Annotated in this window: 23 protein-coding genes; 7 read left to right on the forward strand and 16 right to left on the reverse strand. The window is 64.1% G+C overall.

Translation table 11 applies throughout. The features are described 5' to 3' along the window. Nucleotides 1–3: 3 nt before the first annotated feature. The gene (locus CEW83_RS09185) at nt 4–234 is read right to left on the reverse strand and encodes a sulfurtransferase TusA family protein (protein WP_108949070.1); all 231 of its coding nucleotides are present in this window, start codon (nt 232–234) and stop codon (nt 4–6) included. Between the two features lie 91 nt (nt 235–325). Further along, nucleotides 326–1,765 (reverse strand): M48 family metalloprotease, encoded by a 1,440-nt coding sequence (locus CEW83_RS09190; RefSeq protein ID WP_108949071.1) that lies wholly within the window; start codon nt 1,763–1,765, stop codon nt 326–328. Between the two features lie 114 nt (nt 1,766–1,879). On the opposite strand from CEW83_RS09190, the gene moaC reads away from it, so the two are divergent. Both moaC and CEW83_RS09200 read left to right on the forward strand, forming a co-directional pair. Continuing rightward, complete coding sequence (gene moaC / locus CEW83_RS09195; RefSeq protein WP_108949072.1) at nt 1,880–2,374, forward strand: cyclic pyranopterin monophosphate synthase MoaC; 495 nt, start codon at nt 1,880–1,882, stop codon at nt 2,372–2,374. A gap of 236 nt (nt 2,375–2,610) precedes the next feature. Further along, complete coding sequence (locus CEW83_RS09200; protein ID WP_108949073.1) at nt 2,611–2,829, forward strand: Nif11-like leader peptide family natural product precursor; 219 nt, start codon at nt 2,611–2,613, stop codon at nt 2,827–2,829. 54 nt (nt 2,830–2,883) lie between these two features. Here CEW83_RS09200 and CEW83_RS09205 read toward each other — a convergent pair whose 3' ends face one another. From CEW83_RS09205 to CEW83_RS09245, 9 genes are all read right to left on the reverse strand, one after another. Continuing rightward, complete coding sequence (locus tag CEW83_RS09205; RefSeq protein ID WP_108949074.1) at nt 2,884–3,855, reverse strand: YcjF family protein; 972 nt, start codon at nt 3,853–3,855, stop codon at nt 2,884–2,886. An 81-nt stretch (nt 3,856–3,936) separates the two neighbouring features. Further along, a complete protein-coding gene (locus CEW83_RS09210) occupies nt 3,937–4,650 on the reverse strand; it encodes a phosphate ABC transporter ATP-binding protein (protein ID WP_108949075.1) in 714 nt (237 codons plus the stop codon). Nucleotides 4,651–4,660: 10 nt separating this feature from the next. Beyond that, nucleotides 4,661–5,365 carry an ABC transporter permease gene (locus CEW83_RS09215; RefSeq protein WP_108949076.1) on the reverse strand — a complete coding sequence of 235 codons (705 nt, stop codon included), beginning with the start codon at nt 5,363–5,365 and terminating at the stop codon, nt 4,661–4,663. Between the two features lie 113 nt (nt 5,366–5,478). Next, nucleotides 5,479–5,784, reverse strand: coding sequence for a hypothetical protein (locus CEW83_RS09220; RefSeq protein WP_108949077.1), 306 nt, complete (start codon nt 5,782–5,784; stop codon nt 5,479–5,481). A 2-nt stretch (nt 5,785–5,786) separates the two neighbouring features. Further along, entirely contained in the window at nt 5,787–6,038 is a 252-nt protein-coding gene (locus CEW83_RS09225; RefSeq protein ID WP_108951304.1) for a MoaD/ThiS family protein, read from the reverse strand. Between the two features lie 14 nt (nt 6,039–6,052). Beyond that, nucleotides 6,053–7,318, reverse strand: coding sequence for an NAD(P)/FAD-dependent oxidoreductase (locus CEW83_RS09230; protein WP_108949078.1), 1,266 nt, complete (start codon nt 7,316–7,318; stop codon nt 6,053–6,055). A 131-nt stretch (nt 7,319–7,449) separates the two neighbouring features. Next, entirely contained in the window at nt 7,450–9,297 is a 1,848-nt protein-coding gene (locus tag CEW83_RS09235; RefSeq protein ID WP_108949079.1) for an aldehyde ferredoxin oxidoreductase family protein, read from the reverse strand. A 13-nt stretch (nt 9,298–9,310) separates the two neighbouring features. Further along, nucleotides 9,311–9,787, reverse strand: coding sequence for a 4Fe-4S dicluster domain-containing protein (locus tag CEW83_RS09240; RefSeq protein WP_108949080.1), 477 nt, complete (start codon nt 9,785–9,787; stop codon nt 9,311–9,313). 155 nt (nt 9,788–9,942) lie between these two features. Further along, nucleotides 9,943–11,988 (reverse strand): sigma-54-dependent Fis family transcriptional regulator, encoded by a 2,046-nt coding sequence (locus CEW83_RS09245; RefSeq protein ID WP_234419039.1) that lies wholly within the window; start codon nt 11,986–11,988, stop codon nt 9,943–9,945. Nucleotides 11,989–12,209: 221 nt separating this feature from the next. On the opposite strand from CEW83_RS09245, the gene pedF reads away from it, so the two are divergent. Both pedF and CEW83_RS09255 read left to right on the forward strand, forming a co-directional pair. Beyond that, nucleotides 12,210–12,671, forward strand: coding sequence for a cytochrome c-550 PedF (gene pedF / locus CEW83_RS09250; RefSeq protein WP_108949082.1), 462 nt, complete (start codon nt 12,210–12,212; stop codon nt 12,669–12,671). After that, a complete protein-coding gene (locus tag CEW83_RS09255) occupies nt 12,661–13,515 on the forward strand; it encodes a substrate-binding periplasmic protein (RefSeq protein WP_108949083.1) in 855 nt (284 codons plus the stop codon). Before pedF ends, CEW83_RS09255 begins: the two co-directional genes overlap by 11 nt. Nucleotides 13,516–13,883: 368 nt before the next feature. On the opposite strand, the gene CEW83_RS09260 is transcribed toward CEW83_RS09255, so the two are convergent. The 3 genes from CEW83_RS09260 to CEW83_RS09270 form a co-directional block, all read right to left on the reverse strand. Then, nucleotides 13,884–14,204, reverse strand: a complete 321-nt coding sequence (locus CEW83_RS09260) for a c-type cytochrome (RefSeq protein ID WP_108951305.1) — start codon at nt 14,202–14,204, stop codon at nt 13,884–13,886. Nucleotides 14,205–14,262: 58 nt separating this feature from the next. After that, nucleotides 14,263–14,631 (reverse strand): DUF779 domain-containing protein, encoded by a 369-nt coding sequence (locus tag CEW83_RS09265; RefSeq protein WP_108951306.1) that lies wholly within the window; start codon nt 14,629–14,631, stop codon nt 14,263–14,265. 119 nt (nt 14,632–14,750) lie between these two features. After that, nucleotides 14,751–16,271, reverse strand: coding sequence for an aldehyde dehydrogenase family protein (locus CEW83_RS09270; protein ID WP_108949084.1), 1,521 nt, complete (start codon nt 16,269–16,271; stop codon nt 14,751–14,753). Between the two features lie 354 nt (nt 16,272–16,625). On the opposite strand from CEW83_RS09270, the gene CEW83_RS09275 reads away from it, so the two are divergent. The 3 genes from CEW83_RS09275 (at nt 16,626) to CEW83_RS09285 (ending at nt 19,686) form a co-directional block, all read left to right on the forward strand. Beyond that, entirely contained in the window at nt 16,626–18,263 is a 1,638-nt protein-coding gene (locus tag CEW83_RS09275; protein ID WP_108949085.1) for a sigma-54-dependent Fis family transcriptional regulator, read from the forward strand. Between the two features lie 186 nt (nt 18,264–18,449). Further along, the gene (locus CEW83_RS09280; protein WP_108949086.1) at nt 18,450–19,130 is read left to right on the forward strand and encodes a cupin domain-containing protein; all 681 of its coding nucleotides are present in this window, start codon (nt 18,450–18,452) and stop codon (nt 19,128–19,130) included. A gap of 163 nt (nt 19,131–19,293) precedes the next feature. Beyond that, a complete protein-coding gene (locus tag CEW83_RS09285) occupies nt 19,294–19,686 on the forward strand; it encodes a hypothetical protein (protein WP_199915252.1) in 393 nt (130 codons plus the stop codon). A 13-nt stretch (nt 19,687–19,699) separates the two neighbouring features. On the opposite strand, the gene CEW83_RS09290 is transcribed toward CEW83_RS09285, so the two are convergent. Beyond that, the gene (locus CEW83_RS09290) at nt 19,700–20,416 is read right to left on the reverse strand and encodes a response regulator transcription factor (protein WP_108949087.1); all 717 of its coding nucleotides are present in this window, start codon (nt 20,414–20,416) and stop codon (nt 19,700–19,702) included. Between the two features lie 35 nt (nt 20,417–20,451). Further along, entirely contained in the window at nt 20,452–22,509 is a 2,058-nt protein-coding gene (locus CEW83_RS09295) for a PAS-domain containing protein (RefSeq protein ID WP_234419040.1), read from the reverse strand. Nucleotides 22,510–22,705: the final 196 nt, after the last annotated feature.

Below are 22,705 nucleotides of genomic sequence, written 5' to 3' on the forward strand. Positions count from 1 at the left end.
GCATCACTTGCGCCGCATGTAGAACTCGAATGCCTTATCAGCGGTCTCGCCCTGCTTGACCAGTTCATTCCCGGTCTGCTTGGCGAACGCCTGAAAGTCTTTCACCGACCCCGGGTCGGTCGCAATGATCCGCACAACCTGACCATGATCAAGCTCGGCCAGTGCCTTCTTGGCACGCAGGATCGGCAACGGGCAGTTCAGACCGCGGGCGTCTACTTCCTTGTCGAAATCCATTGCTTCGTCCTTAGTCTTCGTTATCAGCAAACCCGACGATTTTAATGTAAAGCGCAGCGCGCCGGTAGACGCAGCCCGCGAGCAAAATACCTCAGCGCTCAAGTCCGCGCTCGCGACGTTCGTCGCGCACGCGGATTTTCAGTTCGCGCAGGCGCGCGTCGACGGCAGAAAGGTCGTAGAAGTCGCCGTCCCCCGCCTTGCGTGCAAGTTCGAGTTGCTCGACCGCCGCAGGATAGCTCCCCTGCAGCGTGTACACTTCGGCCTGAGCGCGATGGCGGGCGGTCAGCTTGCCAAGCTGGGCGTTGGCTCGCGACAGCAATTGCCACAGCCGGATATCCTCACCGCGCGTCTGCAGCCCCTGACGAACGCCGGCAACCGCGTCCGCCGCCCGTCCCGCAATGATCTGCGCATCGGCCAGCGCGTAGCGCAGGCTCTGACTCGCAGGAAAACGCCGCACCGCCGCGTCCAGCGTCCTGACCGCGGCCCCTGCGTCACGCCGTGCCATCGAAAGCTCTGCGGCAAGCGTCTCGATGAAGACTGAGGGCTCGGTGCTGCTACGCAATGCCTTCAGCCCCGCCTCGGCGTCGTCCAGCCGCCCGGCGCGCATCTGCGTCCGGATCAGGCCGTAACGCACGGCCTCGTCCTTGGGCGTGCGTGCGAGAAGGTCTTCAAAGGTCTTCAACGCCTCAGCCGGCTGTGCCGTCTGCGATCGCAGCTTGGCCCGCACGTAGCGGAAGTCGGCGGAATCCGGCACCTGCCGGTAGCGCAGCGACGCCGCACGGTTCTCCATGTCGGCAATACGTTCGGTCGTCAGCGGGTGGCTGCGCAGATAGGCCGGTGCATTGTTCTCGTAAAGACGGCTCGAGCGCTGCAGCCGCTCGAAGAAGCTGGGCATGCCGCGCACGTCGAATCCGGCGGCCTCCAGCGTCTGCAAACCCGCACGATCCGCTTCGCGCTCGAAATCACGGGAGTAGCCAAGCTGCGACTGGATGGCCCCGGCCTGGCCGGCGGCAACGGCTGCCATGCTGGCGTCCGAGCTGCTGCGCGCCGCCAGCACCGCCACCAGCAGCGAGGCGAGCATCAGAATGCCGGCCTGGCTCTGCTTGCCGACGATCTGGGCGATATGACGCTGCGTGACGTGAGCGATCTCATGGCCGAGCACCGAAGCCAGCTCGGACTCGCTCTCGGAGGCGAGAATCAGCCCCGAGTGCACACCGATATAGCCTCCCGGCAAGGCGAAGGCATTGAGGGTGGCATCCTTGACCACAAAGAAATCAAAACTCTGCAGCGGATCGTTGCTGACTGCAGCCAGCCGCTTGCCGAGTCGATTGACGTATTCCTCGACCTCTGGATCGTCGAGATAGGCCGCATCCTTCCAGCGGATCTCGCGGATGATCTCTTCACCGATACGGCGCTCTTCCGCCGGCGACAGGTCGGACGTACCCACGTCGCCGAGATCGGGCAGATCGACGGCATGGGCAGGAAAAGCCAGCGCGAGGCTGAGCAGCAGGGCGAGGGATCGACGCATCATGGGATGCTATGATAACCCTCCCGAAGCGTAGTTCCGGCGTGCGGTGTATCGGCATGTAGCAAGCGTCAGTCGCGCCGTCGAACCATTCACTCAATCCCCTTCCGACACCGAACAATGAGCGATTCCACTCCGTCCGCCCTGACCCATTTCGACGCCGAAGGCCAGGCCCACATGGTTGATGTCGGCGCCAAATCGGAAACCCGCCGGGTTGCCGTCGCGACCGGCCGCATCCTGATGGAAGCCGCGACCTTCGACACCATTCAGAGCGGCACGGCAAAGAAGGGCGACGTGCTGGGCATCGCCCGCATCGCCGCCATCCAGGGCGCCAAACGCTGCAGCGACCTGATCCCGCTGTGCCACCCGATCCCGCTCACCCGCGTCGCCGTCGAGTTCGAAAGCGATCCCGCCGCGCTCGCCATTCGCTGCACGGTGACAGCCGAAACCGTCGGCCGGACCGGCGTCGAGATGGAAGCGCTCACCGCGGTCAACGTCGCCCTGCTCACCATCTACGACATGTGCAAGGCGATGGATCGCGGCATGCGCATGGAAGGCATCCAGCTGATGGAAAAGCTCGGCGGCAAGTCGGGGCACTGGGTTTCTGGCAGCTGAAGCCGCTTGGGCGCAAAACCTTCATTGCGCGGCACAAGGGGCGAAAGCCGACAATGCGTTCCGCTGAAAATCGCCCAGGAAACAGCGTAAGCCTCTGAATTCATTCTGTTGATCAAGACCAGGTCAGGACAGGCACCGGAATTGCGTTCACGCCGGATGCAGTCTTGCTTCAAAGGTCAGGCGTGGTGCAGACGCCACGCCCTGGTTTAAATCTGGAATGAACACGCAGGGAAATCATGGCAATCAAGGATATCAAGGCCTTTTCGGACAAAGCCCGCGCTGATGCGGCCCTCGGCGAACAGCTGAAGGCCTGTCAGAAAGTCAGGGAACTTCTCGCACTCGCGCGCGACAGCGGCTTCCCGATCGACGAAGTCGAACTCTATCCGCCCAACGAGCCGCAGTTCACCGAAGACCAGTTCTCCGAGCGCCTGTGCAAGGCGCTGCTGCGGGTCTGATCCGACAAGGGCCTGACATCCGTCAGGCCCGGCCTTCCTCCGGCGCGAACAGGCTCAGCGCCCGCGCACCATGGACATGATCTGGCCCGCATCGAGCGAACCCGCCCGCTCCTGGATCTGCGGCAGATAACGCGCCTGCATCTCCTTGGCCGGTCCCAGCAGATTCTGGAACGTGTCGCGCAGCAGTTCGGTACTCATCTGCCGCCCGCCTCCGTAGTAGCGCCGCGCCACCTGACCGAGCGCATAGGTGGTGGCGAAAGAGAATGCGACGCTGGTCGCGGACTTGCCGAGCTGGCGCCCCAGGCCGCCCCCGACCTTGCCCAGCAGCCCGCCAAGCAGCTTGCGCCCGAACTGTTCGAGATACTGCGAGGTCAGGCCGACGCCCATCGTGGCCAGCAGTTCGCGGATGTGGCCCTGGTCGAGTTCGTGCCCATAGGTCTTTCCGATGCCATAGACCATCTTGATCTGCAGCGGAATGATCGCCATCGAGGCCCACGACTGCGGCAGAAGCTCAAGCGCCCCATTCAGAATCGCGTAGTTGAGAATGCTGCGATCCATCTCGGCGTCCGCCGCAGGGTTCGATGCAGCGCGCGGGACTTCCTGACCGGCAGTCGCGCCCGCTGGCGCCATCGGCGCTGCCGCATCGATCAGGTCGGCCATCTCCTCCCCCTGCTGGTCGACCGGCGCTGTCACCGCCCGCCCCAGCCCCAGCGCGGCCGCGAGCGCATCGAGGAAGGCACGCTCGGCCGGACTGGTGTGACCGTCTGCATCGCACACACAGACGGCCATCTCGTATGCAAGCTGCCGGTGGGTCGGCTCGCCCAGCGCGGCGACCGCATCGTCCAGGCTGACGCGCTTGAGCAAGACCTGCTGGTAAAGACCGCGCAGATCGGTACCACCGGCTTCTCCGCTCAGCGATTCGGCGATGCCGCGAATCTGCTCACGCTCCTGCTCGTCGTTCGCGCCGTCGGCAAAGGCGGCCATCAGGGCGATGGTCAGGACGGCTTTCTGCTGATCTGCATTCATGATGTCTCGGGCTCGATGAAACGGGTGCACTCAAGACCCGATGAGCATGCATGAGTTCCCCGCAGTGACGCAGGCGCCCGATCAGAAAGTCATGCGCCAGGGCAGTTCGCCCTGGATGAAGAGTCTGGCCTCGTCCGACGCCGGGCGGGAGAAGAAGCGCTGCGTCGGCGTGTGTTCGCACACCTTGCCGGCCGACAGAAAGACGATGTCGTCGCCGAGCCGGGTGGCCTGTCCGAGGTTGTGGGTGACCATCAGGATGCGGGTGCCGTCGGTACGGATCTCGCGGATGATGCGCTCGACTTCCGCTGTTGCCGACGGATCGAGGCTGGCGGTGGGTTCGTCGAGCAGCAGCAGGCGCGGGCGGGTCAGCCAGGCGCGCGCAAGCGCCAGCCGTTGCTTCTCCCCGCCCGACAACTGGCGCGCGCTGTCACCGGCGCGATGCGCGAGCCCGATGCGCTCGAGCACGGCCATCGCCCTGCGCTGACGCTCGGCCGCGGACACGCCGAGCGGCTTGAGTCCGAGCGCGACGTTCTCCAGCACCGTGGCACGCAGCATCATCGGATGCTGGAACACCATCATCACCCCGCGCGCCGGACGCACACCACCGCCCCAGTCGATCGTCCCGCCGCTGGGTTCGACCAGGCCGCACAGCACGCGCAGCAACATGCTCTTGCCCGCTCCGTTGGGGCCGAGCAAGAGCGTGATGCCCTCGCTGCCGAGCTGCAGATCGATGCCGTCGAGCACGGCATGTCCGTTGGGTGAAAAGCGCAGGTTTTCGATACGGACAGGAAACATCGGACCTCGGTCAGTCGTAGCGTCGCATCGCCCACTGCCGCAGCAGGAAGGCAAAGGCGTTGAGCGCGAGAATGAGCAGGATCAGCACGAGACCGAGCGCAATGGCCAGCGGCAGGTCACCCTTGCTGGTTTCCAGCGCAATGGCCGTCGTCATCACCCGGGTCGAGCGGTCGATGTTGCCACCGACGATCATTACCGCGCCCACCTCGCTCATGGCGCGGCCAAGACCCGCGAGCACCGCGACCATCAGGGAGTGGCGACAGTCGTACAGCAGCGTGGTCACGCTTTGCCACCAGCTGAAGCACATGACCTGGAGTTCTTCCGCGTAGCGTTGCCACACATCTTCCACGACCTGGCGCGCAATCGCAGCCATCAGCGGTATCACCAGCAAGGTTTGCGCGACCACCATTGCAGCCGGGGTGTAGAGCAGGCCAAAGTCGCCGAGGGGCCCCGAGCGCGACAGAAACAGATAGACCACCACGCCCACCACGACCGAGGGCAGGCCCATCAGGCCGTTGATGAGTACCGAGGCGGCATGCTTGCCGGGGAAACGCCCGACGGCCAGACAGGCACCGAGCGGAAGGCCGATGAGCGTACCCAGCATGACCGCGCCGCCGCTGACCTTCAGCGACAGCCAGACGATCTCTCCCACTCGCGCGTCGAAAGTCGCGAGCAGGGCCAGTGCGTCGGCAAAGGTGGAGGTGAACATCGACATCGCGGGGAGAATACCCGAAACCGCGCGACCTGCCGTGATCGAGGGCGGCCCTGGAGGCTGTTCCGGTGTGGCCGCCGGGGCCGCCCTCGATCACACCCCTGGATTACACGCCGTCAGCCGCCACCCTTCTGCATCGAGCGATCGAGCCTGGCGAGCCAGCTGCGCCGCGCCGGCTCGTCACCGCCTTCAAAGCAATATCTGACCTGCAGCTGAGGCAGCTCGAAAAGCCCCAGCTTGCGCACCGGCAACACGAGCAGTTCCAGCCTCAGGCGCTGCTCGCCATCAACCAGCAGCAGGCGTCCCGGCGCCGGACGGCTCACGCCTGTCCATGCGGCACGCAGATCGCGCTCGAACTCCGCCGGCGTCGCCGTCACCAGGCGCTCGACGACCTCCGGCACCGGTCCATTGATGAAAGCCATCCTCAGCCGCCGGCGATCGGCGGCCAGATCGCCAGTTCGTCACTCGGCTGCAGACGGTGGCGAATGCGCTCGGACGGCGGGATGAAGACACCATTGACCAGCACCAGATGCGCACTGCGCTCGGGCACGTTGTAGCGGCGGATCAGGTCTGCCACCGTCGTTCCGTCCTCCACATCGAGCTCAAGGCGGTTGCCCTTGCGGTCGGCGGGAAGGTAGTCGGACAGCGAAGCAAACAGTTTGAACGCAACTTTCATCGTGACACGTGCCCTCACCTTGCCAGCGCCATCGGCTGCGAAGTCGCGACATAGGCATCGACGAACTGCAACGGTGTCTCAAGCAGGCGCTCTTTCCACTTCCCGAGTTTGACCTGCCCGTGAATCAGGCCGCGCAGGGCACCGACATGCTCGGTCAGCCCGATCGATGTGGCACCGATCAGTACATCGTCCTTGAACTGCAGGCTCAGGTAGCGGCTTCGAATTTCATCCACATGCTCGACGCCCTCACCGCCCTTGTCCGCCGCCTCACCCCACCATTGTCCGAACGAGGTCGAGATCAGGCCCAGGGTATCGAGCACGTTGATGGCGAGCACGCCGTTCAGGCAGTTGTCCCGTCCCGCCATGTTGAGTGCGGCCACGCGGGCCTGATCGGCAGCGTTGGGCTGAATCGCGGCGACGAGGTGGGCGCCGGTAAACACGTCCGGCGCCTCAGCCACGTCACCCGCAGCGTAGATGCCTTTCACGCTGGTTTCCAGATGGTCGTCCACCAGCACGCCCTTGGCCACATGCACGCCCGTTCCCTCGAGAAAGGCGACGTTCGGCGCCACGCCCGCGGCAACGATCACCAGATCGCAGTCGATCTTGGCACCCGTGCTCAGGCTCACGGTCAGTGGCGAGCCCGCACCGCGGTCGATGCGGTTGACCCCGGCCGAGGTGATCACCTTCACGCCCTTGTTCTCGACCCACTCCTTGATCATGCCACCCGCTTTCGGCGTCATCATGCGCGGCACCATGCGGTCGCCCATCTCCACCACGGTGAGCTCGACGCCGCGCTTGGCCAGCGCCTCCATGATGATGCAGCCGATGAAGCCGGCGCCCAGCTGCAGCACCCGCGCACCGGGTTTCGCGTGTGCGGCGATCGCACGCGCATCCTCCAGGGTCCAGCAGGTCTGCACCTCGGGCAGGTCGACGCCCGGAATCGGTGGGCGCACCGGATGCGAACCGGTCGCGATCAGGAGACGGTCGTAGTCCTCGAAATGGCCGTCGAAAAACAGCATGCGCTGCTTCTCGGTGTCGAGCGCCACGGCCCGCCCGCGCAGTTCGCGGATGCGGAGCTGCTCGAAGTGGCCCGGTGCCTTGCGCAGCCAGGTGCCCTTCTCGTCGATGTTCTCTTCCAGCAGGTAGGGAATCGCCATGCGCGAATACGGCGGCGAGTCCTCGTTCCCAACCAGCACGATTTCGTCCTGCGGCGCGGCGCGGCGCAGGGTTTCAGCGGCCACCACACCAGCGGGGCCGTTACCGAGTATCAAGTGTTTCATCAGACATCCTCGATGCACAGCCGCGGGCGGCCCCTCGCAAGGCCTCCGCGATCATTGCAAATGCGACCGATGCGGGCGCTGCCACGAGCGGCCGGTTGTCGGCCGGCCGCTCACTGGCTCCCGCTCCCCGTTTACAGCCCCAGGCGGGCCTTGGTCTCAGCGGTCGGCACACCGTCAGGCGTCCAGCCACGCGCCTTGTAGTACTCCGGCAGCATGGTCGCCAGCCCATTGACCAGCCCCTTGGCCGGACCGGTCTTGGCCGGCTCGGTGGTCAAGCGCGGCGGCAGGTTGTCGTCCTTGGCGGTGAAGCCGGCAGCGTTGTTGAACTCGCGCTCCATGTTCCAGATGCGCTCGCCCACCTCGTTGAGCTTGTCCATGCTCCAGTCGCCCTCGCAGGCGGCGTCGAGCTGGGGCTGCACATCGGCCAGGGTCCACGCAAAGCTGGTGAAGACGCAGATGCCGGCAGAGTCGAACACTGCGGTGGCATCCTGGAACGCCTTGACCAGCTCCGGCTTGCCCTCGGTGGTGAGCGGATCGGTCTTGACCGGAATGCCGAGCACTTCGGAGGCCACGGTGTAGCCGCGCAAATGGCAGGCGCCGCGGTTCGAGGTGGCGTAGGCCAGGCCCATGCCCTGGATGCCGCGCGAATCGTAGGCCGGGAATTCCTGGCCCTTCACGCTCATCGACAGCTCGGGATGACCGTACTTTTCGCACAGGCGCTTGGAGCCGAGGCCGATCTCCTTGCCAAAGCCCTCGCCATTTGCCGTCATCTCCACCAGCTTCGCCAGCGCCTCGGCAGAGCCGAAGGGCGAATCGATGCCGATCTTGGCCGAATCGAGCACGCCCATGTCGTACAGCTCCATCACCGCACCCACGGTCGCGCCGAAGGAGATCGGGTCCATGCCCTGCTCGTTGCAGATCATGTTGGCGTACTGCAGGGCCTCGATATCGCCCACGCCGTTGGCTGCCCCCAGTGCCCAGGCGGCCTCGTACTCCAGACCGCCGGACGCCCCCCAGTACTTGGGACTGTTCTTGACGGTGAAGTGGCCCTTGTCGATTTCCGAGATGCGACCGCAGGCGATGGTGCAGCCGAAACACGCGGCATTGGTCACCAGCTGCGACTTGCCGTCGCTCTCGCGTTTCTCGTGCATCGCCTCGGCGGAGATCTTGCCGGCGTCCTCGAACTGCACGTCGCGGTGATTGCGGGTGGGCAGCGCGCCCATCTCGTTGATCACGTTCATCAGCACCTGGGTGCCGTACTTGGGCAGTCCCTGGCCGGTCACCGCGTTATCCGCCAGCACCTTCTTGGCGTCGGTGGTCGCCTTCATGAAGGCCTTGAAGTCGTGAATGCCGGACACGCCCTTGGTGCCGCGCAGTGCGACTGCCTTGAGGTTCTTCGAGCCCATCACCGCGCCCACGCCGGAGCGCCCTGCTGCACGGTGCAGGTCGTTCACCACACAGGCGAACATCACCTCGTTCTCTCCCGCGAGGCCGATCGACGACACGCGCACCAGCGGATCCTGCAGCTCGTGCTTGATCGTTTCTTCGGTCTCCCAGCAGCTGCGGCCCCAGAGATGTCCGGCGTCGCGCAACTCGGCCTTGTCGTTCTCGATGTAGAGATAGACCGGCTTGGGCGACTTGCCCTCGAAGATGATCATGTCCCAGCCGGCGAACTTGAGTTCGGCGCCGAAGTAGCCGCCCGAATTCGAGCACGCGATGGCCCCCGTCAGCGGCCCCTTGGTCACCACCGTATAGCGCCCGCCGGTCGAGGCCATGGTGCCGGTCAGCGGACCGGTGGCCATGATCATCTTGTTGTCGGGTGACAGCGGATCGACCTTGGGATCGATCTCCGATACCAGGTACTTGGTCGCCAGACCGCGCGAGCCCAGGTATTCCTGAGCCCACTTCATGTTCAGCGGCTCTTCCTTGCAGGTGCCTGCCGTCAGATCGACACGCAGGACTTTTCTGTTCCAGCCCATGGTTTCTCCTCCTTCAGGCGGCAGTGGTCGGCGTATTGGCCTTGGCGGCCCAGGTGCGCATCTTGTCCAGCCCGGTCCAGTCGGCGTCGATGTAGGTGATCGCCGCCGTCGGACAGGCCTCGGCACAAGCAGGATTGCCATCGCACAAATCGCATTTCTGCACCTTGCCCGATTCCTGGTTGTAGTTGATCGTGCCGAAAGGACAGGCGATCGTGCACACCTTGCAGCCAACGCAGGTGTCTTCGAACACCATCTTGGCGCCGGTGGAAAGGTCGATGCGGATCGCATCGACCGGACAGGAATTCAGGCACCAGGCTTCGGTGCACTGGGTACAGGTGTATGGCACCTTGCGCCCCTCGGCCTCGAAGTTGAATACCTTGATCCGCGACTTGCTGGGATTGAAGACCCCGGTGTGCTCATACGAGCAGGCCATCTCGCACTGCAGACAGCCGGTACACTTTGCGGGATCAATATGAAGTGATTTCCACATCAACCTTCTCCTCCGATTTCCGTTGTTATGGCAGTGATGAAGCATTTCCTATGAAGCACACTTCATACCTGCCTTCGAGAATACGCCCGACCCGGGACGGGACAAGCGCAGGAAAACCCCTATTGCTTATGGATTGGACGCCCCGGAACGCAGCCTCATTTCATGCGGCCGATCTTGCGATACAGGGTGTTGCGACTGATGCCGAGACGGCGTGCTGCGGCCGACACATTGCCGCCCTCTTCGAGCATCACGCGGGAGATTGCATCGAGCTCGATCTCGTCCAGGCTGCGCCCCGCGGCGACTTGCACGGGTACTGCCGCGGCAGCCAGTGAGGACGCCGCCACCGCGCTGGCCTGCCCGCTCTCGGCGTCGTCCATCGGATCGGAACCGAACAGCTCCTCTGGCAGATGCAGGGGCAGAATCTCGCACTCGTCGTCATCCAGCAGCGCCACTGCAACCCGGATCACGTTCTGCAGCTGGCGCACATTGCCCGGCCAGGGATAGCGCTCGAAGAAGTCGAGCACCTGCTCGCTGATCGTCACCTCGCCACGCGCGGGGTCGACTTCGGACGCCAGAATGATGGCGACGATCGAGCGGATGTCACTGCGGTCGCGCAGGGGCGGCAGGGTGACGGTCAGGCCATTCACCCGATAGTAAAGATCCTCGCGGAAGCTGCCGTTGCGCACCGACTCTCGCAGCACCCGGTGGGTCGCACACACCAGGGTGATATCGACCGGCACATTGCGTTGAGCCCCCACCGGTGTCACGCAGCGCTCCTGCAGCACCCGCAGCAGACGCGCCTGCATCGCCAGCGGCATGTCGCCGATTTCGTCAAGGAACAACGTGCCGCCGTGCGCCTGCTGGATCTTGCCCACGGCCCCTTCGCGCCGCGCACCGGTAAAGGCGCCGCCGACGTAACCGAAGAGTTCGGATTCGATCAGGTTCTCGGGAATGGCCGCGCAGTTGACCGCCACGAAGGGGCCGTCCTGGTGCGGACTGGAATAATGGAATGCGCGCGCAAACAACTCCTTGCCCACGCCCGATTCACCCTGAATCAGGAGCGGAATGTCCTTGCCCATGATGCGCGCCGCGCGATCCAGCGCCAGCTGCAGGCGTGCATCGCCGGTCGACAGGCACTCGAGCGTCGCCCGCCCGCTGCGACGGTCGCACGGCGGATTGCGTCCAGCGGGCTCGCCCGCGCCCGACGTGCTGCGCGCCTCACCCTGTCCGCCGGCATCGCTGCGCGAGTTCGCCTGCCCCACCGTCGGCACCCGCCCGCGAATGCGCGCATAGAGCGGTTCGCCCCCGCGCAGTTCAAGCGCCTGCAGCGAGCAGACGTCGCGCGAGCAGCGGTCGATGAAGGTGCCGAAGGGCAGGCGGAACAGGGTGCCGAACTCACCGCAGACCATTCCACCCTGCTTCACGCCGAGCAGGGCCCTGGCCACCGGATTGGCCCCTACGACGCGCCCCTCGGGCGACACCGCGAGCAAGCCCTCCTGCAGGCCGCCGACACACTCGGGACGGTTATGGAATGCGATCAGCAGTTCGCGCGCGAACTCGATCTCGAACAGTCGCTTCTCGAGCAATTGCGCAGCCAGACGCGCCAGTCCGAGGGTATGGCGCTGATTGCCACGATAGTCGCCGGAGATGTCCAGCACCCCCTCGATCTCACCACGCGGGTTGAACACCGGCGAAGCGCTGCAGGTCAGGATGCCGTTACGGTCGAGAAAGTGCTCGGCACCGTTGACCTCGACCGGCGCAGCCTCGACCAGCGTGGTGCCGATCGCATTGGTGCCCCGTACCGACTCGCTCCACGAGGAGCCTGGCTGCAAGGCCACGCGTTGCGCCCGGCTGACGAAATCGGGATCGCCCATGCTGTGCAGGATCATGCCCTGGCTGTCGGCCAGGATCACCATGCTGCCTGAAGCGCGGATCTGCTCGAACACATGCTCCATGATGCCGGCCGCGTTGCTCAGCAGGGACTGGCTGCGTTCCCGCGCAAGATCCAGCCCGGACCGGCCTTCGGGGTCGCCGCGGCCATCGTCCCGATAATCGACACTGCTGTCCCGGCAGCGCAGCCAGGATCGCAGCACCTCCTGCGGCAGTTCGATGTCCGCGCTCTCTCCACGATCGAAAAACTGGTGTCGCGCCTCACGAACCCGCAGTTCGTGCGGCGTCGTGGCCATTGGGTGACCTGTCATGTTGTCTCCTCCAGCCCCCTGTCTCTATTTTTTGTCGGGGGACATGTTCCAAAACTTAGCACCTGTCACGATGCGCAGCAACCGCCGCACCCTGGCGGCAGTTCATCGTCAGCAATTTCCTTGCCAGACGGGGAGTCCGGCAACAGTGGCACAGCGTTTGCAGAGCATGAGCACACCGGCCCAACCGGGGACATGCGAATCAAAGCGCTTCAATACCAGCCATGAGGAACGATACAGTGGAAGACAAGTACAACAAGGAGACAGTCACCCGTTCATTGCGTCAGATCGCTTGCGCCGCAGCATTGGCAAGCGTCACGCTGATCGCGGGTGCTCACGGAGACGTCACGCCGCAGGCGGTTGATGTATCCACGCTCAAGCCGCTCGGAAAGGACTGGCTTGTCAGCAACCCCTATCGCAAGGACAAGGAAGCCATCCGCATCGGCGACTCGGCCTACAACCAGAACTGTGCGCGCTGCCACGGCCTGGGCGCCGTCTCCGGCGGGATCGCACCGGACCTGCGTTACCTGCCTGAAGGTGACGAGGGCGACGAGATTTTCATGCAGCGCATCCGTGACGGTGCCAGCCGCGGGGGACGTGTCTACATGCCGCCGTTCGAGGGTATCCTGCCGCAGGAAGCAATGTGGTCGATTCGTGCATGGCTGGAGACCGTACGTGAAGAATGAACGCAGACACTTTCTCCTGGGCGCAGGCGCAATGCTGGTCGCTGCCGCGCTGCCCGCGCGTGCAGCGGCGGCCGAACTCGAGCTGCAACAGGCTGGCGCACTGCGCATTGCGGTCTATGCCAACTATCCGCCCTGGTCGGACAAGGGCCAGGGCATTGATATCGCACTGGGCAGGGCGCTGGCGGCCAGGCTCGGGCTGCGTGCCGAGTTCGTCGAGTTTCCGGCCGACGAAGACATGAGCGACGACCTGCGCAACATGGTGTGGAAAGGCCACTACCTGGGCATGCGCCCCGGCGACGTGATGCTGCACGTACCGGTCGATCGCAACTTTGCCGCCAACAACGACAAGGTTACGATCTTCGCGCCCTACCACCTCGAAACCATGGCGATTGCGCGCAACAGCGCACGCATTCCTGCCATCGCGGGGTCGGCCGCCAACGCATTCGAAGTGTTCACGCGCGAGCGCATCGGCGCCGAGCTCGACACCCACGGTAGCGACTTCATGCTCCATGTGCTCAACGGCCGCCTGCGTGACCAGGTCACTCACTACCGCAGCGTTCCGCTCGCAGCGGCGGGTCTGAAGGCCGGCGAAGTGGCTGCCGTGATCGGCACCCGCACCGAACTTGAAGTGGCATTCAAGGATGCGCCCGGCGTTGTCATCGACAGCCTGCAGATGCCCGAACTTCGCGTGACCGGCTGGCCACTGGGTATGGCGGTGAAAGCCGATCATCCAGCGCTTGCCGCCGCACTCGGCGACGCCCTGGCAGAACTTCAGCGCAGCGGCGAACTTGGCCGCATCTTCAGTGAAAACGGCAGCACTCACCGCCTCCCCGGAGGAATCTGACGCATGACAACACGCCAGAACCGGCGGTGAGCATGCACTCCGTCACCCCTTGCCCTGCATGACATTTGGGGGCCTGGCGCCCGGCCTCGCCGGCGCGGTCCCTCTTGCCCATGTCCCAACTGAAAAGTCGGGCACGGTCCGCGACACCGAAACCGATCAGCCCGTGGGCGAGCTGCCATGGGGCGTTGAAATCAACTAAGCACGCAACGCAACACAACGGTCGCAGCGCCATGTTGCTGCACTGAGTGCACGCCATCCTGGTGCCGGGCCTGATCGACTGAGTCGGAAAACGGTGTCGCGCGCAAACGGACGACACCTGTTCCAAAACGAGACACCTGCTCCACTCCGGAGCAGGTGTCTTTTTATGCTCAGTCCTTTGCGCCAGCAAGAATCCATGCGATCGCGGCTTTCAGATTGTCGTCGCTGATCCTGCTTTCATCGTTCGGCGTCATTGGAATGGCGCCCCAGGTGCCTGAACCGCCGTGGCGGACCTTGTCGAAGAGCTCGGATGCCGCGCCGGCCTGCCCTTCGTACTTTGCCGCCACCTCACGATAGGCCGGGCCCACCATCTTCTTGTCGACTGCATGACAGGCCACACAGCGCGCTTTCTTCACGATCTCCATCGACGCCATTGCCGGCGCCGACATCGAGGCCATCAGCACAGCCCCCGCTACCATCGTCCTGATCATCACGGTCTTCACTCCTTGCCTGGGTGCACGCCGCACCCTTCTGTTGGGAAACGGGATTTCAAACAATACCGGCTGCCACCAGCCCGGCCCATTCTTCGTCGGTGAACAGGCGCGAGCGGGTATGAAAGCTCTTGCCTTCAGGCCCTTCCAGCGAGAAGGTTCCACCCCCACGCGTATCGAGCACATCAATGATCAGCTGCATGTGCTTCCAGTACTCGTACTGCGAACTGCTGATATAGAAAGGACAGCCGCCGATCTCGCCCAGGCACACATCCTGGTCGGTGCACAGTTCGCCCGGCAGATAGCAGTTGGCGGCGCTGCCGTCACAACAGCCGCCGGACTGGTGGAATATCAGGTCGCCATGCTTGGCACGCAGCAACTCGATCAGGGCCAGTGTCGCCTCGGTTGCAATGACTCTCTCGACCATGGCGGGCTCCATCGTTGCAAAAAAAGCGGGCGGCAATTGCCGCCCGTGAACTCACTTTCATGAGGAGGGAGAACTTCAGGCGGCTCCGCATATCGCAGCTCGACATGCGGGGCCTTGCATCAGAAGAAGCCGAGCTTCTTCGGGTCGTAGCTGACCAGCAGGTTCTTGGTCTGCTGATAGTGGTCGAGCATCATCTTGTGCGTCTCGCGACCGATACCGGACTCCTTGTATCCGCCGAAGGTGGCGTGTGCCGGATAGGCGTGATAGCAGTTCGTCCACACACGACCGGCCTTGATCGCGCGGCCCATGCGGTAGGCAGTGCTGCCGTCGCGCGACCACACGCCGGCACCCAGTCCGTAGAGGGTATCGTTGGCCAGTTCGAGCGCTTCTGCTTCGGTCTTGAAGGTGGTCACTGCCAGCACCGGTCCGAAAATCTCTTCCTGGAAGATGCGCATCTTGTTGTGGCCCTTGAACAGGGTCGGCTTGACGTAGTAGCCGTCACCCAGCTCGCCTTCCAGCTGCGCCCGGCCGCCGCCGATCAGGAGTTCGGCACCTTCCTGCCTGCCCACATCCATATAGCTCATGATCTTGCTCAGCTGCTCCTTCGAGGCCTGAGCACCCATCATCACGTCGGTATCGAGCGGGTTGCCCTGCTTGATGGCTGCGACGCGCTCAAGCACACGAGACATGAACCTGTCGTAGATCGACTCGTGGATCAGCGCACGCGACGGGCAGGTGCATACTTCGCCCTGGTTGAAGGCAAACAGCACCAGACCTTCGATCGCCTTGTCGAAGAACTCGTCGTCGGCATCGGCGATGTCGGCGAAGAAGATGTTGGGCGACTTGCCGCCCAGCTCAAGCGTTGCCGGAATCAGGTTGTTTGCAGCGGCCTGGGCGATCACGCGGCCGGTGGAGGTGGAGCCAGTGAAGGCAATCTTCGCAATCCGCTTGCTGTTTGCCAGCGGCATGCCGGCTTCGCGACCGAAACCGTTGACCACGTTGAGCACGCCCGGCGGCAGCAGGTCGGCGATCAGCTCGACCAGCACCAGGATACTGACGGGGGTCGATTCAGCCGGCTTGAGCACCACGCAGTTGCCGGCGCCGATTGCTGGCGCCAGCTTCCAGGCGGCCATCAGAATGGGGAAGTTCCACGGAATGATCTGACCCACGACGCCCAGCGGCTCGTGGAAGTGGTACGCCACGGTGTTCTCGTCGAGATCGCTCAGACTGCCTTCCTGCGAGCGCAGGCAGCCGGCGAAATAGCGGAAGTGATCGACCGCCAGCGGGATATCCGCATTGAGCGTCTCGCGAATTGGCTTGCCGTTATCCACGGTCTCGGCATAGGCAAGGATCTCGAGGTTGGCTTCGAGCCGGTCCGCGATCTTCAGCAGGATGTTGGCCCGTTCGGCCGGCGGGGTGCGGCCCCAGGCGTCAGCAGCGGCATGCGCGGCATCGAGTGCGAGCTCGATGTCCTCCGCGGTGGACCGGGCGGCCTTGCAGAACACGGCGCCGGTAATCGGCGTGATGTTGTCGAAGTACTGCCCCTTGACCGGCGGAACCCACTCGCCACCAACGTAGTTGTCGTACTTGTCCTTGAACTGAACCTTGGCACCAGGCCTGCCGGGCATTTCGTAGATCACTTTTTGTCTCCTTCCGGGTAAGCGAATAACGCGGTGTTGCGTTGCACCTCCTTTCGCAGGCCCCATGCCAGCCCTTGAGCCCTTGCATCCCGTTCGGAAAAATCTTCATAGTTTTCCTGCACATGTCTCGTTTCGAGGCGGCATGCACCGGTATCGGGCGACGCATGACTGTGACCCGCCGCGCTGTTCAATTTGGGTACAGCTGCTCCAATGCGATGCAGGGTTCCCTATGAATCAGGCTGCATATCGACGCACACAAGGCCTATGCAACAGAATTTGTGCAGCAGAAACAAGCACGCCGCACCCAGGAAGGTTAACGTTCACGGAAGGCACGTTTCCTGCATCAAAAATGTCATGAACAAGGCAAGCTCATCCGTTGCGCTCCCTCCCGACCTGCGCGCCTCCTGGCTGCGCAGCCAGGCGCATGGGCTGCAGACCGACCAGCCACTTCCGCTCGACCCGCTGAATCGGGCAGATCTCGCAGACCGTCTTGAGTCCAACGCCCGCCTGGTGACGTTCTCGCAACCGGTCATCGAGAACCTGCTGCGGCAGATCGACAGCAGGGACGCAACCGTACTCCTGACCGACAATCAGGGGCTCATCCTCAGTGCAAACGGGGACACCGGCTTTCTGGACCGGGCCGCCCGCGTCGCGCTCGGCCCCGGCGCGGCCTGGAGCGAGGAAGCGATGGGCACCAATGCCATCGGCACGGCGCTCGCCACTGGCGACATCATCGCGGTTCGCGGACATGAGCACTTTCTCGAGCGCAACCGCTTCCTGACCTGCGTCGCGATTCCCATCCTGGCGCCCACCGGCGGCATCGCAGGCATCCTCGACATCTCGACCGATGCCAATGCCAACCTGTCGCATTCCAACGCGCTGTTGCGCACGACGGCCGAGATCATCGAGCACCGCCTCGTCGAGAGCATGGACGACGGCTTTCTTCGCGTGCGCTTCCACAACCGCCCTGAACTGCTCGGCAGCCCCCTCGAAGCCATTGCAGTGTTTGACGAGGGCGGGCGAGTGATGGCCTGCAACCGCAACGCCCGCAACCTGCTCAGGCTGCATCAGGAGTATCCCGACGCAAGCTGCGAAGACTGCTTCGCCATCACCTGGCAAAGGCTGCTCGACTGGGCAGCGCTCGATCAGAGCCTTCCCTTCCCGCTGCGCGCCCGCCAGGGCCAGACCCTGGCGGCCCGCGTCAGCCTTCATCGACGCCCGCTCGACTTCAGCCATGGCCGCACTCACGGCAAGACGGGGACACCCGGTGCAGGCAACCCGCCCGCAGCAAACGCAGACAGCGTCGTTGCCGTCACACGCAGCACACCATCAGGCGACCCCCGCGTCATCGCCGCCACGACACAGATCCGCCGTTGGGCCAGTGGCAAAGGCCCGTTGCTGATCGAAGGTGAAACCGGCACCGGAAAGCATTACCTGGCAAGCACCCTCTGGCACGAGCACGCCCCCGGCACCGCGCTGATCCAGATGGATTGCCGCGCCCTCGCCTCCAGCACCGACATCGGCGCGGAGCTGGCAGTCGCAATGCGGCAGGCGCGCGGCGGTGCGCTCTATCTGAGCGACATCGACGCCCTGCCACTTTCATGGCAGGGCAGCCTGTTCGCAGATACGGCGCACCTCAGCCCGCGGCTTGTTGCCGCGACCCGTCGCAACCTCGATGTCCTGGTCGACGAGAACCGCCTCAACATGAGCGCCTTCGCTGCCAGCCACGGCACCGAAGTCCATCTGCCGCCGCTGCGCCGCCGCAGCGACTTCGACAGCCTGGTGCGCGGCTTCGTCCGCGGAGAATGTCCCGACCGTCCGATGTACGTCTGCCCCGACGCCCTCGCCCTGCTGCGCAAACACCGCTGGCCCGGCAACCTGAGCGAACTTCACAACCGCCTGCGCCTGATCCTCGCGCTGATGGGCGACGAAGCCGGGCAACTGTGCCCGGACGACATCCCCGAAGAGCTGCTGGAGCAGATCGGCGACTGAAGGTCCGGCAGACGCAGGCCCGCCCTGCTCGTGATCTCAATGATTGAAACGGCGGCTGCTTCGCGCAGAGGCACAGAGGACAACTCGTGCAGTCGTGCTTCTCCGCGTCCTCCGCGCCTCCGCGTGCCACTCCCCCCTTTGGTACAGTGACGTTCCTGTCAGAGAACCACATAGCGGATATTTTCGATGCACATCAACGCGGACTTCTCCATGCGCGCCGTCGTACAACATCAGGACCTGCCCTGGGTCAGTTCTCCCGCTGGTGGCGTCGAGCGGCGGATGCTTGAGCGCGATGGCGACGAGGTGGCGCGCGCGACCTCGATCGTCCGCTACCTGCCGGGGGCAAGGTTCGAGCGCCACCTGCATGAACTGGGCGAGGAGATCTTCGTGCTCGAGGGCACATTCAGTGATGAATCCGGCGACTACGGTGCGGGCACCTATCTGCGCAATCCCCCGGGGTCGTCGCACGCGCCGCACTCGGCCACGGGCTGCGTGCTGTTCGTGAAACTGCGTCACATCAACCCGGCGGATCAGGCCCATCTGGCGATCGATACCACGACCGCGACCTGGTATCCGGGGCTTGTGCCCGGCCTCTCAGTGCTACCGCTGAGCGAATTCGGTACCGAGCACACGGCGCTGGTGCGATGGGCACCGGGGACCTGCTTCAACCCGCACCGTCACTACGGCGGTGAGGAAATCTTCGTCATTGACGGCGTGTTCGAGGATGAATTCGGACGCTACCCTGCGGGCACCTGGATACGCAGTCCTCACCTGAGCCAGCACAAACCCTTCAGCCGCGAGGGCTGCACCATCCTGGTCAAGACCGGCCATCTGCCCCTCCCCGCCGACATCGCGTCACGGAAATGACATTTGCGGCTGCGGGGATGAGCACCTATGCTCCAGAGGCACGCCCAACGCGCAGTGCCGTGCTTCGCGCTCACGCCGGGCGCTGAAGCGGAAGACATTTTCATGCATGCCTTAAGCATGTGTTTGCGGCACCGTCGAATATCGACTGTGAAAGCTCACGAACATGGACAAGGATATGCCGGACCTGGACAGCGAAACCCATGCGCTTCACGAACCCGATGCGCACACGCGCAAATTTCAGGCAGTCGCAAGCTGGGTGGTCGTAGTGATCCTGATCGGCTTCGGCTCCTACGCCCTGATGAAGCTCGTGTCCGTGCATGAAACCCCGGGCACTTACTGGCGGGATCTGATCCGCGAGCAGTTTCCGGTGCTGGTGGGCTTGCCCATGGCCGGGCTGGGCGCGCTGTTTGTCACGCTCATTCTGCGGATTTCGACCGGGCCGCTGGAATTCGAGATGGCGGGGGTCAAGTTCAAGGGCGGCGCCGCACCGATCGTGTTCTGGATCATCTGCTTTCTGAGCATCGTGCTGTCCATCCGGATGCTGTGGCAGAGCTGATTCGCGCGCAGAACTACTTCCAGCTGACGGTCGATGCAAACAGGTAGCCCGCACCGTACACCGTCTTGATCACCTTGGCGCGCTGCGGGTTCTCCTCCAGCCGGCGGCGCAGGCGCGACACCCTCAGGTCGATGCTGCGATCGAGCGCGGACACATCGCGTCCGCTGAGCAGCTGCTCACGCGACAGAATCTGGTTGGGATGCTCGAGCATGGTGATCAGCAGCTGTGCTTCGGCCAGACCAAGGGTGTCTTCCCTGCCGTCGGCGCTGATCAGCCGGTGCGTGCCGAGCTCGAAGCGCCAGCCCGCAAACTGCGCGACCTTGGCCGCACCCAGTGCAGGATCGGGTTGCGCCGGCTCGTAGCGTCTCAGCACGCTGCGCACACGGGCAATGAGCTCACGCGGCTCGAAGGGCTTGAGCACGTAATCGTCCGCTCCCAGCTCCAGCCCCATCACCCGGTCCGAGGTATCGGTCCGGCCGGTGACGATGAGCAGGCCGAAGCGATGCCGCGTGCGCACCTGCTGCAAGACCTCCATGCCATCCATGTCCGGCAGTCCGAGATCGAGAATGCACAGCTTGGGTTGCTGCCCCCTCAGCCGGCGCAGGAAATCACTGCCGGTTCGAAACACCTCGCACTCATAACCAAAACGCTGCAGGGCGCCTTCAATCAGTCGTGCAACAGTTGCGTCATCTTCGACCACATGGATGAGCACGCTATCCTTGACCTGCATCCAGCCCCCGTATTTTCTTCTGTCGATGTACCCGTCTAGCGCCCCAAGGATGTGAGCGCTGCCGCAAGCTTATCGCGGCTGAAGGGTTTGTCCAGCATCGGGACGTCATCATCGCCTCTGCGCCCCGGCTCCGAACTCGCGTAACCGCTCATCAGCACCACCGGAAGATCGGGACGGAAGCGTCTCACGAAACGCGCCAGCGCGCGTCCGTCCATGCCGCCGGGCATGACCACGTCGGACAGCACGAGCGCGATTGACGCGACGTTTTCCACCATGTCGGCCGCCTCGTTGCCGCTTTCCGCCTCCAGCACGGTGCACCCGAGCGAAGCCAGCTGCTTTCGCACCACCTTGCGCACGTCATCATCGTCCTCGACAAGCAGCACGAGGCGGTCCTTGAGATCCATCCCGACCGCAGCAGGCGCATCCAGGTGCAAGGTCACGGCGGGGCGGGCTGCGCACGGCAGGATCAGCGCAACCGTGGTACCGACCGCCTGGCGGCTGCGAATGCGCACGCCACCGCCGGACTGCTTGATGAAGCCGTACACCATGGCCATGCCCAGACCACTGCCCATGCCAAACTTCTTGGTGGTGAAGAAAGGCTCGAACACGCGGGCAACGGTCGCCCCGTCCATGCCCATGCCGTTGTCGCTCACGGCGATCTGCACATAGCTGCCGGGCGGCAGTTCGAGGTCGGCCGCCTCCGCGCGCCCCAGCGCTTCGAGCGAAGACTCGATGCACAGCGCGCCGCCATTCGGCATCGCATCGCGCGCATTCAGCGCCAGATTGAGCAGCGCACTCTCCAGCTGATGCGCGTCGACCATGGCGACCAGCTGATCGGTTTTCGACTGGGTGAGGATGGAGATATTGCCCGGCACAGAGCGCCGGATCAGGCGCGCCAAGCTGAGCACGAGCTCGTTGACCTCGACCGGCTCCGGCGCCATCGGCTGCTGGCGCGAGAAGGTGAGCAGGCGCTTGATCAGCGTGGAGCCCCGCTCCGCGGCTTCCAGCGTCGGATCGACAAACTCTTCGATCACCGGATGCCCGGGCAGCGCCTCGCGCAGACCGGCGAGGTTGCCCATCACGACGGTCAGCATGTTGTTGAAGTCGTGCGCGAGGCCACCGGTGAGCTGGCCGATGGCTTCCATTTTCTGCGCCTGCGCAAGGGCGCTGAAGGTGCGCCGCTGTTCGGTGATATCGACCGCATGGACAAAACAGCCGATCACCTCGCCATCCGGCCCCACGTCAGGCACGAGCGTGCTGCGGGCGAAGCGCATCATGCCGTCGGGCGCGATGAGCGAGTACTCGTAGGACACCTCCTCGCCTTCAAGCGCCCGCCCCACCGCGTCTTCCACGGCCTCGAACACCTGCAGCCCGATCACTTCGCGGATGGGCTGGTTTGCCATGGTTTCGCTGGTCCACCCGAACCACTCCGCATAACTGCGGTTGGCGTAACGGTAGATCCACTGATTGTCGAAGTAGGCGATATGCGCCGGAATGGTGTCGGTGATCTGACGTAGCCTGGCCTCGCTGAAACGCAGCGCCGCGGTAATCCGGCGGTTGTCCTCGATGGCGGCGGTGAGCTCGGCATTGGAGCGGGTCAGCTCGGCGGTACGGCGCTCGATGGCGGCCTCCTGCTCGATCTGCTGACGTTCGATCTGGGCCTGCTTGGCATCGAGCTCGGTGATGTCCGAGTACAGCGCGATGAAGCCGTCGTGTGGCAGCGGAAAGCCACGGATCAGCAACAGCGTGCCATCCGGACGGCGACGCCGGGTTTCGTGGGGCTTGAACGCACGCGCGGCCTCCACCCGTTCGCTCACCTGCAGGTCGGGGTCGCCCGGCCCGTACTCGCCACGATTTGCGTTGTAGCGGATGAAAGCCTCGAACGGTAGCCCGGGCTCGGCCATCGTGTCGGGGAAGTCGAGCAGGCGCAGGAAGGTGCGATTGCACGCGACCAGACGCAGGTTGCGGTCGAAAACCGTCACCCCCTGATCAAGCAGATCGAGCCCTGCAGCCGTCATCTCGCGATAACGGCGGTCACTGATTACCGGTTTGTTCGTGTCGCCAGCCGCAGCTGGCACCTGCCCTGATGTCATGCCGATTCACTCATTCCTGCACTCCCGCATTCTCCGGGTACGGACTGATTCTAGTCGGCCCGCAAGCCACGGGGCAGCGCCGACAAGATTCAGTACATTTCCTCGAAATTGGCGACAAGTTTGTTTGTCATTCTGCACCCGCAGCGCAGATCGACCACTGCCAGCCAGCTCGCCTGGCGGTTTCCGGGTTGCAGAC

Origin of the sequence: Parazoarcus communis (genome assembly GCF_003111645.1) — a bacterium.
Classification (GTDB): Bacteria; Pseudomonadota; Gammaproteobacteria; order Burkholderiales; family Rhodocyclaceae; genus Parazoarcus; species Parazoarcus communis_A.

Coding starts and splice junctions, on each gene's coding strand:
- pedF (WP_108949082.1), top strand. CDS start 12,210: ATGAGGAACGATACAGTGGAAGACAAGTACAACAAGGAGACAGTCACC.
- CEW83_RS09230 (WP_108949078.1), bottom strand. CDS start 7,318: ATGAAACACTTGATACTCGGTAACGGCCCCGCTGGTGTGGTGGCCGCT.
- CEW83_RS09225 (WP_108951304.1), bottom strand. CDS start 6,038: ATGAAAGTTGCGTTCAAACTGTTTGCTTCGCTGTCCGACTACCTTCCC.
- CEW83_RS09245 (WP_234419039.1), bottom strand. CDS start 11,988: ATGACAGGTCACCCAATGGCCACGACGCCGCACGAACTGCGGGTTCGT.
- CEW83_RS09280 (WP_108949086.1), top strand. CDS start 18,450: ATGCACATCAACGCGGACTTCTCCATGCGCGCCGTCGTACAACATCAG.
- CEW83_RS09295 (WP_234419040.1), bottom strand. CDS start 22,509: ATGACATCAGGGCAGGTGCCAGCTGCGGCTGGCGACACGAACAAACCG.
- CEW83_RS09265 (WP_108951306.1), bottom strand. CDS start 14,631: ATGGTCGAGAGAGTCATTGCAACCGAGGCGACACTGGCCCTGATCGAG.
- CEW83_RS09185 (WP_108949070.1), bottom strand. CDS start 234: ATGGATTTCGACAAGGAAGTAGACGCCCGCGGTCTGAACTGCCCGTTG.
- CEW83_RS09215 (WP_108949076.1), bottom strand. CDS start 5,365: ATGTCGATGTTCACCTCCACCTTTGCCGACGCACTGGCCCTGCTCGCG.
- CEW83_RS09205 (WP_108949074.1), bottom strand. CDS start 3,855: ATGAATGCAGATCAGCAGAAAGCCGTCCTGACCATCGCCCTGATGGCC.
- CEW83_RS09220 (WP_108949077.1), bottom strand. CDS start 5,784: ATGGCTTTCATCAATGGACCGGTGCCGGAGGTCGTCGAGCGCCTGGTG.
- CEW83_RS09210 (WP_108949075.1), bottom strand. CDS start 4,650: ATGTTTCCTGTCCGTATCGAAAACCTGCGCTTTTCACCCAACGGACAT.
- moaC (WP_108949072.1), top strand. CDS start 1,880: ATGAGCGATTCCACTCCGTCCGCCCTGACCCATTTCGACGCCGAAGGC.
- CEW83_RS09285 (WP_199915252.1), top strand. CDS start 19,294: ATGGACAAGGATATGCCGGACCTGGACAGCGAAACCCATGCGCTTCAC.
- CEW83_RS09200 (WP_108949073.1), top strand. CDS start 2,611: ATGGCAATCAAGGATATCAAGGCCTTTTCGGACAAAGCCCGCGCTGAT.
- CEW83_RS09240 (WP_108949080.1), bottom strand. CDS start 9,787: ATGTGGAAATCACTTCATATTGATCCCGCAAAGTGTACCGGCTGTCTG.
- CEW83_RS09275 (WP_108949085.1), top strand. CDS start 16,626: ATGAACAAGGCAAGCTCATCCGTTGCGCTCCCTCCCGACCTGCGCGCC.
- CEW83_RS09190 (WP_108949071.1), bottom strand. CDS start 1,765: ATGATGCGTCGATCCCTCGCCCTGCTGCTCAGCCTCGCGCTGGCTTTT.
- CEW83_RS09290 (WP_108949087.1), bottom strand. CDS start 20,416: ATGCAGGTCAAGGATAGCGTGCTCATCCATGTGGTCGAAGATGACGCA.
- CEW83_RS09235 (WP_108949079.1), bottom strand. CDS start 9,297: ATGGGCTGGAACAGAAAAGTCCTGCGTGTCGATCTGACGGCAGGCACC.
- CEW83_RS09260 (WP_108951305.1), bottom strand. CDS start 14,204: ATGATCAGGACGATGGTAGCGGGGGCTGTGCTGATGGCCTCGATGTCG.